The following is a 16,579-nucleotide window of genomic DNA, read 5'->3' on the forward strand; positions in this document are numbered from 1 at the left end:
TTTCCCTCAACTTGACGTACGCGAGGGGGGAACGGTTGCTCAATGATCCCTAACGGGTGAGTCACGATCGCCGCGGCCCTCCGTCGAAGGATCCCCTCGCGTACCGTTCCCTACCCTTCAGACTCCCCCCGGATCAGCGCGAGCACGCCGTCCAGCTCGTCAGGCTTCACAAGAACGTCACGAGCCTTCGATCCCTCGCTCGGCCCGACGATGCTCCGCGACTCCATCAGGTCCATCAGCCGACCGGCCTTGGCGAAGCCGACGCGCAGCTTGCGCTGCAGCATGGAGGTCGAGCCGAACTGCGTGGAGACGACCAGTTCGGCGGCCTGGCAGAGCAGGTCGAGGTCGTCGCCGATGTCCTCGTCGATCTCCTTCTTCTGCTTGGTGCCGACCGTGACGTCGTCCCGGAAGACCGGCGCCATCTGGTCCTTGCAGTGCTGGACGACGACCGCGACCTCCTCCTCGGTCACGAACGCGCCCTGCATACGGGTCGGCTTGTTGGCGCCCATCGGCAGGAAGAGGCCGTCGCCCTTGCCGATCAGCTTCTCGGCACCGGGCTGGTCGAGGATGACCCGTGAGTCGGCCAGGGAGGACGTGGCGAAGGCGAGGCGGGAGGGCACGTTGGCCTTGATCAGGCCGGTGACGACGTCCACGGACGGCCGCTGGGTGGCGAGCACCAGGTGGATGCCGGCCGCCCGCGCGAGCTGCGTGATCCGCACGATGGCGTCCTCGACGTCCCGCGGCGCCACCATCATCAGGTCCGCCAGCTCGTCCACGATCACCAGCAGGTACGGGTACGGCTGGAGCTCGCGCTCACTGCCCTCGGGCGGCTTGACCTTGCCCTCGCGCACCGCGCGGTTGAAGTCGTCGATGTGCCGGTAGCCGTAGGCCGCGAGGTCGTCGTAGCGCAGGTCCATCTCCCGTACGACCCACTGGAGCGCCTCCGCGGCCCGCTTCGGGTTGGTGATGATCGGGGTGATCAGGTGCGGGATGCCCTCGTACGCGGTCAGCTCGACGCGCTTGGGGTCGACCAGGATCATCCGGACGTCCTCGGGGGTCGCCCGCATCATGATCGAGGTGATCAGGCAGTTGATGCAGGACGACTTGCCGGAGCCGGTGGCGCCGGCGACCAGCATGTGCGGCATCTTCGCCAGCGAGTGCATGACGTAACCGCCCTCGACGTCCTTGCCGAAGGCGACCAGCATCGGGTCGTCGTCCTCCGCGGACTCCGCGAGGCGCAGCACGTCGCCGAGGTTGACCATCTCCCGGTCGGTGTTGGGGATCTCGATGCCGACCGCGGACTTGCCGGGGATCGGGCTGATGATCCGCACGTCGGGGCTGGCGACGGCGTACGCGATGTTCTTGGCCAGTGCGGTGATCCGCTCGACCTTCACGGCGGGACCGAGCTCGACCTCGTAGCGCGTGACCGTCGGCCCGCGGGTGAAGCCGGTGACGGCGGCGTCGACCTTGAACTCGGTGAAGACGGTGGTCAGCGAGGCGACTATGGCGTCGTTGGCGGCGCTGCGCGCCTTGCCGGGGCCGCCGCGGGTCAGCATGTCGAGGGCCGGCAGGGAGTAGGTGATGTCGCCGGAGAGCTGAAGCTGCTCGGCGCGCGGCGGCAGGTCCCGCTCCTTGGGGAACGGGGTCTTGGTGAGGTCGGCGACCACCGCCGTGCCCTGATCCGAGTCGTCCTTGTGCGCCTTGCCCTGCTTGAGCTTCCCGGGCTGCGGGCGCGCGGCCGGCACCGGCGTCGGGGTCGGCGTCGTCGACTCGCGGTCCCCCGTACTCACGCCCTGGGTGAGGTCGGCGACCACGGGCGAGGGCGGCATGCCGTGCAGCACGGCGCCGTCGAGCGCGGCGGCGGCCGCGGTGGCGACGTCCACGGCGTCCATCGGCCGGTTCATCTCGGGCTGCGACACGGCGGACCGCCGGGGCCGGCCGCGACGCCGGGTGAACGCCTCCTCCTCGACCGCGTCGGGGTCGTACGGCTCCGCGGCCGCTCCCCCGCGCCTGCGGGCCTTCGCCGGCAGCGCCTCGCGCCACTGCTCCTCGTAGCGTTCGTCGTCCGCGCCGAACGCGTCGGCCTCCGCCTCCGGATCACGTACGAGCCCGAGCCGGACACCCAGCAGCCGCAGCCGCTGCGGGACGGCGTTGACCGGGGTGGCCGTGACGACCAGCAGCCCGAAGACCGTCAGCAGCACCAGCAGCGGCACGGCCAGGACGTCGGTCATCGTGTACGACAACGGGGTCGCCGCGCCCCAGCCGATGAGGCCGCCGGCGTCCCTTATGGCCTGCATGCCGTCGCCGCGGGCCGGTGAGCCGCAGGCGATGTGCACCTGGCCGAGGACGCCGATGACGAGTGCGGACAGGCCGATCACGATCCGGCCGTTGGCCTCGGGTTTCTCGGGGTGCCGGATCAGCCGCACGGCGATGGCGCCGAGCAGGATGGGCACCAGCAGGTCCAGCCGCCCGAAGGCACCGGTCACCAGGATCTCGACGAGGTCGCCGACGGGGCCCTTGAGGTCGGCCCAGGTGCCCGCGGCGACGATCAGCGCCATGCCTAGCAGCAGCAGCGCGACGCCGTCCTTGCGGTGCGCCGGGTCGAGGTTCTTCGCGCCCTGCCCTATGCCGCGGAAGACGGCACCGACGGCGTGCGCGACACCCAGCCAGAGGGCGCGTACAAGCCGGTAGACGCCTCCGGTGGGGCTGGGTGCCGGTGCGGGCGCGGGCTTCTTCGCCGCGGCCTTCCTGGCGGGCGCCTTCTTCGCGGGCGCCCTCTTCGCAGCGGCCTTCTTCGCCGGAGCCTTCGCGGGAGCGGCCGCCTTCTTCGCGGGCTGCTTCTTGGCTGCGGAGGGACGTGAGGCCATAGGTGTGAGGTTACCGGGGGAGACGGCGGTCGACACGTGTGCCTACCGCTTCACCCGTTCGTGTCGTCGGCGCGAGTGACCGGAACTGACGCCCGCGGTACAGACGCTGACATGTCCTCACGGGCGGGCCCCACCGAGACTCGGCCCGCCTTCGGAGCTCAGTTGACCGTGGCCTGTCCTCCGGACGTCCCCGGCTCCAGGGCGTCCAGAGCCCGACGCAGTCCGGTGAGCTTGCGTTCCAGATGGGCCGCCGTCGCCACCGCGGCCGCGTCCGTCGACTCGTCGCCGAGCTGCTTGGAGAGCGCCTCGGCCTGCTCCTCCACGGCAGCCAGCCGCGCCGACAGCTCGGCGAGCAGCCCCGCCGGCTCCTTGGTCTCGCCGGCCGTCGCCTTGCCGCCGCCCTCCAACTGGAGCCGCAGCAGCGCCGCCTGCTCACGGAGCTGGCAGTTCTTCATGTACAGCTCGACGAAGACGGAGACCTTGGCGCGCAGCACCCAGGGGTCGAACGGCTTGGAGATGTAGTCCACCGCGCCCGCCGCGTACCCCCGGAAGGTGTGGTGCGGGCCGTGGTTGATCGCGGTGAGGAAGATGATCGGGATGTCCCGGGTCCGCTCCCGCCGCTTGATGTGCGCGGCGGTTTCGAATCCGTCCATGCCCGGCATCTGGACGTCCAGCAGAATGACCGCGAAGTCGTCCGTGAGCAGTGCTTTGAGCGCTTCCTCCCCGGACGATGCCCGCACCAGCGTCTGATCGAGCGCCGAGAGGATCGCCTCCAGCGCCAGCAGATTCTCCGGCCGGTCATCGACCAGGAGGATCTTGGCCTTCTGCACCATGGCCCGCCCTCCTCGCCCCGGCGTGGGGCCTCCCCTGTCCGCAGGACTTGGGGCAGCACCGGCGGGCGCCGCCCCAGGGGACGACTCCCTTGCGCCGCCCGTCCTTGTGCCGGTCATCGTAGCCGCACCCCGCCCGTCGCCACACCCTGTCACCGCGATGTCACTGTGCACGTAGCAGAAACGCAGCGGGAGATCAGAAGGTTCCCCGAATCCCGCACTTCTACACGGCTTCGGGCACACTGAGTCAGCAACTCCGCGTGAACGCCGAAGGTTCCCGCCACGTGCGTGCACTCCACATTCGCACACTGCCCGGACGTGCCGCGCGGACGGTGCCCGTACGTACCGAGGGCACGCCGCCCGAACGTACCGTCCGGTGCCCGTCCGAACCTACTCCTCACTCCTGCCGCATCCACTGCTGCATCACCGTCAGCAGGTGATCGGGGTCGACCGGCTTCGTCACGTAGTCGGACGCGCCCGACTCGATCGCCTTCTCCCGGTCGCCCTTCATCGCCTTCGCGGTCAGCGCGATGATCGGCAGACCGGCGAACTGGGGCATCCGGCGGATCGCCGTGGTCGTGGCGTACCCGTCCATCTCGGGCATCATGATGTCCATCAGAACGACCGCCACGTCCTCGTGCTGCTCCAGGACCTCGATGCCCTCGCGTCCGTTCTCGGCGTACAGCACGGAAAGGCCGTGCTGCTCCAGGACGCTGGTGAGCGCGAAGACGTTGCGGATGTCGTCGTCGACGATCAGCACCTTCTGCCCGCCGAACCGGATCCCCCGGTTCGGCGGCGTCTCCTCCTGTTCGGCGGCCGACCGCTGCTCCTGCGCCGCGAGCCGGTCCCGGGCCTCGGTCTCCGCGGCCGCCCTGCGGCGGCGCCGGAACAGCGCCGCGGCACCGTTCTGCGAGTCCTGGTACGACGTCACCTCGGCCGGCGGTTCGGTCTGCGCCCCCGACAGCTCGGTCAGCGCGCCCGGAGAGGCGAGCACCCCACCGGGCTCCAGGGCCGGAAGCGGCTGCTGGTAGCCGTGCGCGGGCAGCTCGCTCGGGTGCAGCGGCAGGTAGAGCGTGAACGTCGACCCGCGCCCCGGCTCGCTCTGCGCGTGGATCTCGCCGCCCAGCAACTGCGCGATCTCCCGCGAGATGGACAGTCCCAGACCCGTACCGCCGTACTTGCGGCTGGTGGTGCCGTCGGCCTGCTTGAACGCCTCGAAGATCACCCGCATCTTGCTCGCCGCGATCCCGATGCCGGTATCGCTCACGGAGAACGCGATCAGGTCCGCGTCCGGGTCGGTCATCGAACCGGCCTCCAGCAACTGCTCCCGGATGGCCTGCGGGACGTCGTCCCGGGCCGGCCGGATGACCAGCTCGACCGCCCCCGAATCGGTGAACTTCACCGCGTTGGACAGCAGGTTGCGCAACACCTGGAGGAGCCGCTGCTCGTCGGTGTGCAGCGTGGCGGGCAGCTCCGGCGACACCCGCACCGACAGGTCCAGGCCCTTCTCCGCGGTCAGCGGCCGGAAGGTGGCCTCCACGTAGTCGACGAGCTGGACGAGCGCGATGCGCGTCGGGGAGACGTCCATCTTGCCCGCCTCCACCTTCGACAGGTCGAGGATGTCGTTGATGAGCTGGAGCAGGTCGGAGCCGGCGCCGTGGATCGTCTCGGCGAACTCGACCTGCTTCGGGGACAGGTTCGCGTCGGCGTTGTCGGCGAGCAGCTTGGCCAGGATCAGCAGCGAGTTGAGCGGCGTACGCAGCTCGTGCGACATGTTGGCCAGGAACTCGCTCTTGTAGCGCATCGAGACCGCGAGCTGCTCCGCGCGCTCCTCCAGGACCTGCCGCGCCTCCTCGATCTCGGTGTTCTTCACCTCGATGTCGCGGTTCTGCTGCGCCAGCAGCTCGGCCTTCTCCTCCAGTTCGGCGTTGGACGACTGCAGCGCCTTCTGCCGCTGCTCCAACTCCTCCGACCGGTCCCGCAGTTGCTCGGTCAGCTCCTGCGACTGCTTCAGCAGCACCTCCGTCTTGGTGTTGACGGAGATGGTGTTGACGCTGGTCGCGATCATCTCGGCGATCTGGTTGAGGAAGTCCTTCTGGATCTGCGTGAACGGGGTGAAGGACGCCAGCTCGATGACGCCGAGCACCTGCCCCTCGAACAGCACCGGCAGGACGATCACCTGGGCGGGCGGAGCCTCACCGAGCCCGGAGGAGATCTTCAGATAGCCACTCGGCGCGTTCTCCACCAGGATCGTGCGCTTCTCCTGGGCGGCCGTGCCGACCAGCGCCTCGCCCGGCCGGAAGGACGTGGGCATGGAGCCCATCGAATAGCCGTACGAACCGAGCATGCGCAGCTCGTACTCCTCCTCGTCGGCGCCGGCCTGCTCCTGACCGTCGACATGCGGCATGGCGAGGAAGAACGCCCCGTGCTGCGCGGAGACCACCGGAGTGAGCTCGCTCATGATCAGCGAGGCCACGTCCTGGAGGTCCCGGCGGCCCTGCATCAGCGCGGAGATCCGGGCCAGATTGCCCTTGAGCCAGTCCTGCTCCTTGTTGGCGATCGTGGTGTCGCGCAGGTTGGCGATCATCTTGTTGATGTAGTCCTGGAGCTCGGAGATCTCCCCGGAGGCGTCCACGTCGATCTTGAGATTCAGGTCGCCGCGCGTCACCGCGGTGGCCACACGCGCGATGGCACGCACCTGCCGGGTGAGGTTCCCGGCCATCTCGTTCACGGACTCCGTCAGGTCCCGCCAGGTGCCGTCGACGTCGCGCACGCGCGCCTGACCGCCGAGCTGCCCCTCCGTGCCCACCTCACGGGCCACGCGGGTGACCTCCTCGGCGAAGGAGGACAACTGGTCGACCATCGTGTTGATGGTCGTCTTCAGCTCCAGGATCTCGCCGCGCGCGTCGATGTCGATCTTCTTGGTCAGGTCGCCCTTGGCGATGGCCGTGGTGACCATGGCGATGTTGCGCACCTGACCGGTCAGGTTGGACGCCATCTGGTTCACCGACTCGGTGAGGTCCTTCCAGGTGCCGGCCACACCGGGCACGTGCGCCTGACCGCCGAGAATGCCGTCCGTGCCCACCTCGCGGGCCACCTTGGTGACCTGGTCGGCGAACGAGCTCAGCGTCTTCACCATGGTGTTGAACGTGTCGGCGAGCTGTGCGACCTCGCCGCGCGCCTCGATCGTCACCGTCCGCGTCAGGTCGCCGTTGGCGACGGCCGCGGCCACCTGGGAGATGTTCCGCACCTGGACGGTGAGGTTCTTCGCCATCAGGTTGACGTTGTCGCTGAGGTCCTTCCAGATGCCCACGACACCGGGCACGTGCGCCTGACCACCGAGGATGCCCTCCGTGCCCACCTCACGGGCCACGCGCGTGACCTGCTCGGCGAAGGACGACAACTGGTCCACCATCGTGTTGACGGTGGTGACGAGCTCGAGGATCTCGCCCTTGGCGTCGACGGTGATCTTCTTCGACAGGTCGCCCTTGGCCACGGCGGTCGTGACCTCGGCGATGTTGCGCACCTGCATGGTCAGGTTGTTGGCCATGCCGTTCACGGACTGCGTGAGGTCCTTCCAGGTGCCGGAGACCCCCTGCACCTCCGCCTGGCCGCCGAGGATGCCCTCGGTGCCCACCTCACGGGCCACCCTGGTGACCTCCTGGGCGAACGACGACAACTGGTCCACCATCGTGTTCAGGGTGTTCTTCAGCTCCAGGATCTCCCCGCGCGCGTCCACGGTGATCTTCTGGGACAGGTCACCGCGGGCCACCGCCGTCGCGACCTGCGCGATGTTGCGCACCTGCGCGGTCAGGTTCCCGGCCATGCCGTTCACGGAGTCGGTCAGATCGCGCCACACACCGGCGACGCCGGGCACCTGGGCCTGACCGCCGAGGCGGCCCTCCGTGCCCACCTCGCGGGCGACCCGGGTGACCTGCTCGGCGAAGGCGGAGAGCTGGTCGACCATCGTGTTGATGGTGTTCTTCAGCTCCAGGATCTCGCCGCGGGCGTCGACGTCGATCTTCTGCGACAGGTCACCCCGCGCCACGGCCGTCGTCACCTGGGCGATCTGCCGCACCTGGGAGGTCAGATTGCCCGCCATGAAGTTGACGGAGTCCGTCAGCTCCTTCCAGGTCCCCGACACCCCGTCGACGCGCGCCTGACCGCCGAGGCGGCCCTCCGTGCCCACGTCCCGGGCCATCCGGGTCACCTGGTCGGCGAAGCTGGAAAGCTGGTCCACCATCGTGTTCACGGTGTTCTTGAGCTGGAGCATCTCACCGGAGACGTCCACCGTGACCTTCTGCGACAGGTCGCCGTTGGCCACCGCCGTCGTCACCTGTGCGATGTTGCGCACCTGTCCGGTGAGGTTCCGGAACGCCGTGTTGACGGAGTCCGTGAGGTCCTTCCACGTACCCGCCGCACCCGGCACCTGGGCCTGACCGCCCAGCTCACCCTCGACCCCGACCTCACGAGCCACACGCGTGACCTCGGCACCGAAGCTCGACAACTGGTCCACCATCGTGTTCACGGTGTTCTTCAGCTCGAGCATCTCACCGGCCACGTCCACCGTGACCTTCTGCGACAGGTCACCGCTGGCCACCGCCGTCGTCACCGCGGCGATGTCGCGCACCTGAGTGGTCAGGTTCCGGAAGACGGTGTTGACGGAGTCCGTCAGGTCCTTCCAGATCCCCGCCGCGCCCGGCACGTTCGCCTGGCCGCCGAGCTGCCCCTCGCCGCCGGTCTCGTTGGCGACGCGCGTGACCTCGTCCGCGAAGATGCGCAGCGTCTCGGTCATCTGGTTGATCGTCTCGGCGAGCTGCGCGACCTCCCCGCGGGCCGGCACCGTCACCTTCTTCGACAGGTCACCGTTGGCGACCGCCGTCGTCACATGGGAGATCTCACGCACCTGGGCCGTCAGGTTCCCGGCCATGGTGTTGACGGAGTCGGTGAGCTCCTTCCACACCCCGGCCACGCCCGGCACCTGGGCCTGTCCGCCCAGGGCCCCCTCGGTGCCCACCTCCCGGGCGACGCGCGTCACCTCGGAGGAGAACGCGGAGAGCTGGTCCACCATCGTGTTGACGGTGTTCTTCAGCTCCAGCATCTCGCCGGCCACGTGAACCGTGACCTTCCGGGACAGATCCCCCTTGGCCACCGCCGTCGTCACCAGCGCGATGTCCCGCACCTGCGCGGTGAGCCGGTACGCCATCGTGTTGACGGAGTCCGTCAGGTCCTTCCACGAGCCGGACATGCCGCGCACCTGCGCCTGGCCGCCCAGTTTGCCCTCGGTACCGACCTCGCTGGCCACCCGGGTGACCTCGTCCGTGAACGTCGACAACTGGTCGACCAGGTTGTTCACGGTCCGCCCGACCTTCAGGAACTCACCGCGCAGCGGATGCCCGGCGCCCTCCGCCGTCTGCGTCCGCAGCTCCATACGCGGCGACAGGTCACCGTCCGCCACCGCCGACAGCACCCGGCTGACCTCGGAGACGGGCCGCACGAGGTCGTCCACGAGCGCGTTCGAGTTGTCGATCGCGGTCGCCCAGGACCCCTCGCAGGCACCCGTCTCCAGCCGCTCCGTGAGTTTTCCCTCACGACCGACCATGCGCCGTACCCGGGCCAGCTCACCCGTGAGGTGGAGATTTCGGTCGGCGACCTCGTTGAAGACCGCCGCGATCTCCGCCATCACGCCGTCGCCGGACACCGTGAGCCGTTTACGGAAGTTGCCCTCCCGCATGGCGACGAGGGCCGTCAGCAGCCGATTCAGCGCGGCCGTGTCCACGGTCGTGGTTCCGCCCCGCGTTTTGCCCTGGTTACTCAGGGACTGTCCGCCTTTCGCGCGCGCCTTAGTGCCCCGCGTCGCTGCGCCAGACTCCACTGTGTCCCTCCCGCAGGGGTCGACCGTTACCGCTGTGCCCGGCCGCCACCACTCGGCGAACCGGTTACTGCCGCGTACATTCTGTGCTGCCACACGATCCGGACCGGCTGGTCCGACCGCTTCCGGGCTGCTGCCCGTCGCACATGGTGCGCATTCAACCTGCCCGGACCTTCATAAGAAGCTTGCCCAGTGTTTCACCCCGGCCGAACCAGGCCATAACAGTTCGGCAGCTTCGCACATCGTCCGCACACCCTCTGGGCGGAAACACTGCAGACCGGCATCCGCAGCGACGGCGAAGGTAAGTAACCTTGCATGCGGCTGTCCAGCCGTGCCGGTCTGTCCGGCCTGGGCGGTGGCACGGAGACGAGCGGGCATCGGAGGGGCGGCCGGAACATGACCACCGGACTGATCCCGGGGGAGCAGCCCCCGGATCCCGGGCCGACGGGTGGACTGCCGCAGCAGCGGCGCGAGCCGGTCGGCCATGGGGCCGTGCACGGGGAGAGAGGGTCGAGGAGTTCTGTGATCACCGCGCGCGCGGCCGCCAGCTTCGAGCCCGTCGGACGATCGGTGGCGAGCGCCCGGTCCTTCGTCCGGGACACGCTTCAGGGCTGGGGCCAGGCCGACATCGTCGACGACGCCGTGGTGCTCACCAGCGAACTGGTGACCAACGCCGTGGTGCATGCCGGCACCACCGCCGACGTCGTGTGCCTGCGCAGCGACGACGGCGTGCGGATCGAGGTGGCCGACCACTACCCGGAGCGCGAGGTCCCCCTCCAGGGCTCCCCCGCCACCATGGGCAGCCTCGACCGCGAGGGCGGCCGCGGCCTCCAACTGTGCGCGGCCCTGGCCGACCGGTGGGGCGTGGAGTACACGCCCACGCTGAAGAACGTCTGGTTCCACCTCCACCTCCCGGAGCGCCCGGTCGGCACCCGCGCCGCCGGCCCCTCCCTCCCGGTCGACGTGCTCCCCCTCGCCGACGCCCGCGTCCGCGTCGCCGTCGTCCAGATCGACCGCACCGGCGCCGTCACGTCCTGGAACGAGGACGCCGAGGAACTCTTCGGCTACCCCGCCGACCAGGTCATCGGCAAGCCGCTCACCGACCTCGCCGCCTGGCCCCAGACGCCGGGCACCAACACCGGTATCGCCGAGGCGCTCCAACTCTCCCGCTGGGAGGGCAGCTACGGCATGAGGGGAGCCAACGGCCGCATCACCCCGGTCTACGCCTCCCACCTCCGCGTCCGCGACGCCGGCGGCGAACCCTCCACGGTCTGCCTCCTGGTCCGGGACGACGAACGCGCCGTCCTGCAGACCCCGTTGCGCGCGCCGGCCTCCGACTCCTCCTCCTCCGAAAGCCAGAGCGCCGATCCCTTCGAGGTCTTCATCGGCTCCCCCGCCCCGGACGACCTCGACGGGCTCCTCCAGCGCACGGTCGAACGCGCCCGCGACATGCTCGACGCCGACGCCGCCTTCCTCCTCCTGGCGACCGACGACGAAACGGAGTTGGAGGTCCGCGCGTCCACGGGCCTGCCCTCCGCCCGCCAGCGCTTCGCCCGCGTCCCCGTCGAGGCCGGCCCCGGCCGCTACGGCTCCGCCCGCATGCCCGCCGTCCACGACGACCTCGCGGTGGTCCCCGGTGCCGTCCCGCTGCTGAACGGCACCGGTATGCGCTCGGTCGTCACCGTCCCCCTCAAGGTCGAGGGCCGCCTCACCGGCTCCCTCGGCGTCGCGGCCGAGTCCGCCGGCCGGTACTCCAACGAGGAGGCCCTGCGCCTCCAGTTCGCCGCCGACCGCATCGCCCTGGCCGTCGAGTCGGCCCGCCTGGGCGAGCTGGAGCGCCTGCGCCGCGGCTCCCTCAGCTTCCTCGTCGAGGCCTCCGACCTCCTCGCCGGCACCCTGGACCGCGACCAGACCCTGGCCCTGATGGCCCAGATGACGGTCCCCACCCTGGCCACCTGGTGCGCCGTCTACACGATCGCCGACCAGGCCTCGGACCCGTACCTCTCCTACGTCCTGCACGAGGACGAGGAGCTCATCGACGGCATCAAGTCCCTGCTGTCCAAGATCGCCCCGCCCGACCCGGTCCCGTCCCCGGGCGCCCGCGTCTGGACGGCTCCCGGCGAGCTGGCACACCAGGCGGCGCTGCGTACCTCCATGCGCGACCTGGGCCTCAGCGGCGGTCCCACGCCCCCGCTACGCTCCGGCATCGGCCCGACCCTGACCACCGCCTCCGCGGTGGGCGGCGAGACCGTGGTCCTCCCGTTGGTCGCCCGCAACCGCGTCATCGGCATGCTCACGCTCGGCAAACCCACCGACGAGCACTTCCGCCAGGAGATCCTGGAGCTGGCCGAGGACCTGTCCCGCCGTGCCGCGCTGGCTCTGGACAACGCCCGCCTCTACTCGGAGCGGACGGCCATCAGCCAGTCCCTCCAGCGCAGCCTGCTGCCGCCCGAGCTCCCCCTGATCGACGGCGTCGAAGTCGAGGTCATCTACCGCGCGGCCGGTGAGGGCAACGAGGTCGGCGGCGACTTCTACGACCTGTTCCCCATCAGTGACGGCGCCTACGGCTTCGCCATCGGCGACGTCTGCGGTACGGGCCCGAACGCGGCGGCCGTAACGGGCCTGGCCCGGCACGCCCTGCGTCTGCTGGCCCGCGAGGGCCTCAGCGGCCCGGCTGTCCTGGAGCGCCTCAACTCGGCCATCCTCGACGAGGGCGCCCGCAGCCGCTTCCTCACGCTGCTGTACGGCGAGATGCGTCCGCAGGAGGACGGCAGCGCCGAGTTGAAGGTGGTCTGCGCGGGCCACCCGCTCCCGCTCCGTCTGCGTCAGGACGGCACGGTCGAACCGGCGGCGGAGCCGCAGCCCCTCCTCGGCGTCATCGAGGACCTGGAGCTGTACGAGGAGACGGTCACCCTCGACCCGGGCGACGTCCTGCTCTGTGTCACGGACGGCGTGACCGAACGCCGCGAGGGCACGCGCATGCTGGGCGACGACGGCCTCGCCGACGTCCTCACCACGTGCACGGGCCTGACGGCCGGCGCGGTGGCGGCCCGCATCATGCGCGCGGTCGAGCGCTTCGCGTCGGACGCCCCGTCCGACGACATGGCGATCCTCGCGATGCGCGTCCCTGAGCCGCACACGGACTGACGCGCCGGACCAGGGCATGCGAAAGGCCCCGCCCAATCGGGCGGGGCCTTTCGCGGTGGAGCCCCCAAACGGAATCGAACCGTTGACCTTCTCCTTACCATGGAGACGCTCTGCCGACTGAGCTATAGGGGCCGGTCGCTTTCGAGGATTCCCTCGCGGCAACGGGATAGATCATACCCCGAACAGACCGGTGCTCCCAACCACGGCTTTCAGAAGGCCGGCTGCAGAAGGCCTCCCAGGGCATTGCAGGCGGACACGATCCGCTGCATGTCCCGCTTGGTCAACGAGGCGTCGACGGGCAGCGCGAGAGTCTCGTCGGCGGCCCGCTCCGTCTCCGGCAAGGACACGCACCGCCGGAATCCGGGCATCCTGTGCACGGGCGTCTTCACCGGCACCCGGCACTCGACTCCCCTCACCCTCACGGCGCGGGCGAACGCGTCACGATCCGGCCGACCGTTGCCCGGCACCCGCACCACGTACTGCTGGTACGTGTGCCCCTCGCCCCAGTCCGGGGTACGCACGCCCCTCAACTTCCCGTCGAGATAGGCCGCCCGCTGCCTGCGCTGCGCCGTCTCGTCGTACGGCATCTCGGACTCGCCCTGCTCCAGCACGAGCAGTCCGTGCCGCTGCCCGACACCGTGCAGCGGCCTCATGTCCGCCGGCCGCCCGAACCGGTGTACGGCGACCACGGCCGCGGTACGGGACGTCAGCGCCGCCTCCACGGAGGAGGCGTCCAGACAGTACGTATCCGGATCTATGTCGGCGAACACCGGCAACGCGCCGACCAAGGCCACGGCCTCGGCGAGTTCCACGTTCCCGAAGGCAGGTACGACGACCTCGTCGCCGACTCCTATGCCGGCGGCCCTGAGCATTGCTGCAGTACCCATACGAGTGATGGTCGTAGCGCAACGTGAACTTCAAGTGACGGAGAACAAAAAAGGGTTGGACCCGAAACCGAAGCTCCGGGTCCAACCCTTTGAATGATTGTTCGGCGGCGTCCTACTCTCCCACAGGGTCCCCCCTGCAGTACCATCGGCGCTGTAAGGCTTAGCTTCCGGGTTCGAAATGTAACCGGGCGTTTCCCCTACGCTATGACCACCGAAACACTATGAAACAGACAACCAACCCGGTGACCAACACAGGTCTGATTGTTCGTGGTTTCAGAACCAACACAGTGGACGCGAGCAACTGAGGACAAGCCCTCGGCCTATTAGTACCGGTCACCTCCACACCTTGCGGTGCTTCCAGATCCGGCCTATCAACCCAGTCGTCTACTGGGAGCCTTAACCCCTCAAGGGGGTGGGAGTCCTCATCTCGAAGCAGGCTTCCCGCTTAGATGCTTTCAGCGGTTATCCCTCCCGAACGTAGCCAACCAGCCATGCCCTTGGCAGGACAACTGGCACACCAGAGGTTCGTCCGTCCCGGTCCTCTCGTACTAGGGACAGCCCTTCTCAAGACTCCTACGCGCACAGCGGATAGGGACCGAACTGTCTCACGACGTTCTAAACCCAGCTCGCGTACCGCTTTAATGGGCGAACAGCCCAACCCTTGGGACCGACTCCAGCCCCAGGATGCGACGAGCCGACATCGAGGTGCCAAACCATCCCGTCGATATGGACTCTTGGGGAAGATCAGCCTGTTATCCCCGGGGTACCTTTTATCCGTTGAGCGACGGCGCTTCCACAAGCCACCGCCGGATCACTAGTCCCGACTTTCGTCCCTGCTCGACCCGTCGGTCTCACAGTCAAGCTCCCTTGTGCACTTACACTCAACACCTGATTGCCAACCAGGCTGAGGGAACCTTTGGGCGCCTCCGTTACTCTTTAGGAGGCAACCGCCCCAGTTAAACTACCCATCAGACACTGTCCCTGATCCGGATCACGGACCCAGGTTAGACATCCAGCACGACCAGACTGGTATTTCAACGACGACTCCCCCTGAACTGGCGTCCAGAGTTCACAGTCTCCCAGCTATCCTACACAAGCCGAACCGAACACCAATATCAAACTGTAGTAAAGGTCCCGGGGTCTTTCCGTCCTGCTGCGCGAAACGAGCATCTTTACTCGTAGTGCAATTTCACCGGGCCTATGGTTGAGACAGTCGAGAAGTCGTTACGCCATTCGTGCAGGTCGGAACTTACCCGACAAGGAATTTCGCTACCTTAGGATGGTTATAGTTACCACCGCCGTTTACTGGCGCTTAAGTTCTCAGCTTCGCCCCACCGAAATGGAGCTAACCGGTCCCCTTAACGTTCCAGCACCGGGCAGGCGTCAGTCCGTATACATCGCCTTACGGCTTCGCACGGACCTGTGTTTTTAGTAAACAGTCGCTTCTCGCTGGTCTCTGCGGCCACCCCCAGCTCAGAGAGAAAATCTCATCACCAGGAATGGCCCCCCTTCTCCCGAAGTTACGGGGGCATTTTGCCGAGTTCCTTAACCATAGTTCACCCGAACGCCTCGGTATTCTCTACCTGACCACCTGAGTCGGTTTAGGGTACGGGCCGCCATGAAACTCGCTAGAGGCTTTTCTCGACAGCATAGGATCATCCACTTCACCACAATCGGCTCGGCATCAGGTCTCAGCCACATGTGCGACGGATTTACCTACCGCACGGCCTACACCCTTACCCCGGGACAACCACCGCCCGGGATGGACTACCTTCCTGCGTCACCCCATCACTCACCTACTAACCGCTTGGTCCGGCGGCTCCACCACTTTCCTTTCCCCGAAGGGTCCGGAACGGCTTCACGGCCTTAGCATCACGATGCTCGATGTTTGACGCTTCACAGCGGGTACCGGAATATCAACCGGTTATCCATCGACTACGCCTGTCGGCCTCGCCTTAGGTCCCGACTTACCCTGGGCAGATCAGCTTGACCCAGGAACCCTTAGTCAATCGGCGCAAACGTTTCTCACGTTTGTATCGCTACTCATGCCTGCATTCTCACTCGTGAACCGTCCACAACTCGCTTCCGCGGCTGCTTCACCCGGCACACGACGCTCCCCTACCCATCACAGCCGGCGTTGGCCGTATTGCTGCAATGACACGACTTCGGCGGTACGCTTGAGCCCCGCTACATTGTCGGCGCGGAATCACTAGACCAGTGAGCTATTACGCACTCTTTCAAGGGTGGCTGCTTCTAAGCCAACCTCCTGGTTGTCTGTGCGACTCCACATCCTTTCCCACTTAGCGTACGCTTAGGGGCCTTAGTCGATGCTCTGGGCTGTTTCCCTCTCGACCATGGAGCTTATCCCCCACAGTCTCACTGCCGCGCTCTCACTTACCGGCATTCGGAGTTTGGCTAAGGTCAGTAACCCGGTAGGGCCCATCGCCTATCCAGTGCTCTACCTCCGGCAAGAAACACACGACGCTGCACCTAAATGCATTTCGGGGAGAACCAGCTATCACGGAGTTTGATTGGCCTTTCACCCCTAACCACAGGTCATCCCCCAGGTTTTCAACCCTGGTGGGTTCGGTCCTCCACGACCTCTTACAGCCGCTTCAACCTGCCCATGGCTAGATCACTCCGCTTCGGGTCTTGAGCGTGCTACTGAACCGCCCTGTTCGGACTCGCTTTCGCTACGGCTTCCCCACCCGGGTTAACCTCGCAACACACCGCAAACTCGCAGGCTCATTCTTCAAAAGGCACGCAGTCACGAGACACCAAGCAAGCTTGATGTCCGACGCTCCCACGGCTTGTAGGCACACGGTTTCAGGTACTATTTCACTCCGCTCCCGCGGTACTTTTCACCATTCCCTCACGGTACTATCCGCTATCGGTCACCAGGGAATATTTAGGCTTAGCGGGTGGTCCCGCCAGATTCACACGGGATTTCTCGGGCCCCGTGCTACTTGGGTGTCT

Annotated in this window: 5 protein-coding genes, 1 tRNA gene and 2 rRNA genes (1 of these 8 only partly in view); 1 reads left to right on the top strand and 7 read right to left on the bottom strand. The window is 67.5% G+C overall.

Annotated features, from left to right (window positions below):
* Positions 1 to 110: 110 nt before the first annotated feature.
* The 3 genes from B1H29_RS09995 to B1H29_RS10005 form a co-directional block, all read right to left on the bottom strand.
* Positions 111 to 2,867 (bottom strand): DNA translocase FtsK, encoded by a 2,757-nt coding sequence (locus B1H29_RS09995; protein WP_199832388.1) that lies wholly within the window; start codon positions 2,865 to 2,867, stop codon positions 111 to 113.
* A gap of 158 nt (positions 2,868 to 3,025) precedes the next feature.
* Positions 3,026 to 3,700 carry a response regulator gene (locus B1H29_RS10000; RefSeq protein ID WP_055419912.1) on the bottom strand — a complete coding sequence of 225 codons (675 nt, stop codon included), beginning with the start codon at positions 3,698 to 3,700 and terminating at the stop codon, positions 3,026 to 3,028.
* A gap of 394 nt (positions 3,701 to 4,094) precedes the next feature.
* Positions 4,095 to 9,572, bottom strand: a complete 5,478-nt coding sequence (locus B1H29_RS10005; protein ID WP_079160133.1) for a HAMP domain-containing protein — start codon at positions 9,570 to 9,572, stop codon at positions 4,095 to 4,097.
* 393 nt (positions 9,573 to 9,965) lie between these two features.
* Between B1H29_RS10005 and B1H29_RS10015 the strand changes: the two genes are divergently transcribed.
* Positions 9,966 to 12,716: a SpoIIE family protein phosphatase gene (locus B1H29_RS10015; RefSeq protein ID WP_055419998.1), complete on the top strand. Its 2,751-nt coding sequence runs from the start codon at positions 9,966 to 9,968 to the stop codon at positions 12,714 to 12,716.
* A gap of 56 nt (positions 12,717 to 12,772) precedes the next feature.
* Here B1H29_RS10015 and B1H29_RS10020 read toward each other — a convergent pair.
* From B1H29_RS10020 to B1H29_RS10035, 4 genes are all read right to left on the bottom strand, one after another.
* Positions 12,773 to 12,848, bottom strand: a tRNA-Thr gene (locus tag B1H29_RS10020).
* A 77-nt stretch (positions 12,849 to 12,925) separates the two neighbouring features.
* Positions 12,926 to 13,588, bottom strand: a complete 663-nt coding sequence (locus tag B1H29_RS10025) for a DegT/DnrJ/EryC1/StrS family aminotransferase (protein ID WP_055419914.1) — start codon at positions 13,586 to 13,588, stop codon at positions 12,926 to 12,928.
* Between the two features lie 114 nt (positions 13,589 to 13,702).
* Positions 13,703 to 13,819 (bottom strand): 5S ribosomal RNA (gene rrf, locus B1H29_RS10030).
* 87 nt (positions 13,820 to 13,906) lie between these two features.
* Positions 13,907 to 16,579: ribosomal RNA gene (locus B1H29_RS10035) — 23S ribosomal RNA — on the bottom strand (it continues 449 nt past the right edge of the window).

It is taken from the genome of Streptomyces pactum, from assembly GCF_002005225.1.
Classification (GTDB): domain Bacteria; phylum Actinomycetota; class Actinomycetes; order Streptomycetales; family Streptomycetaceae; genus Streptomyces; species Streptomyces pactum_A.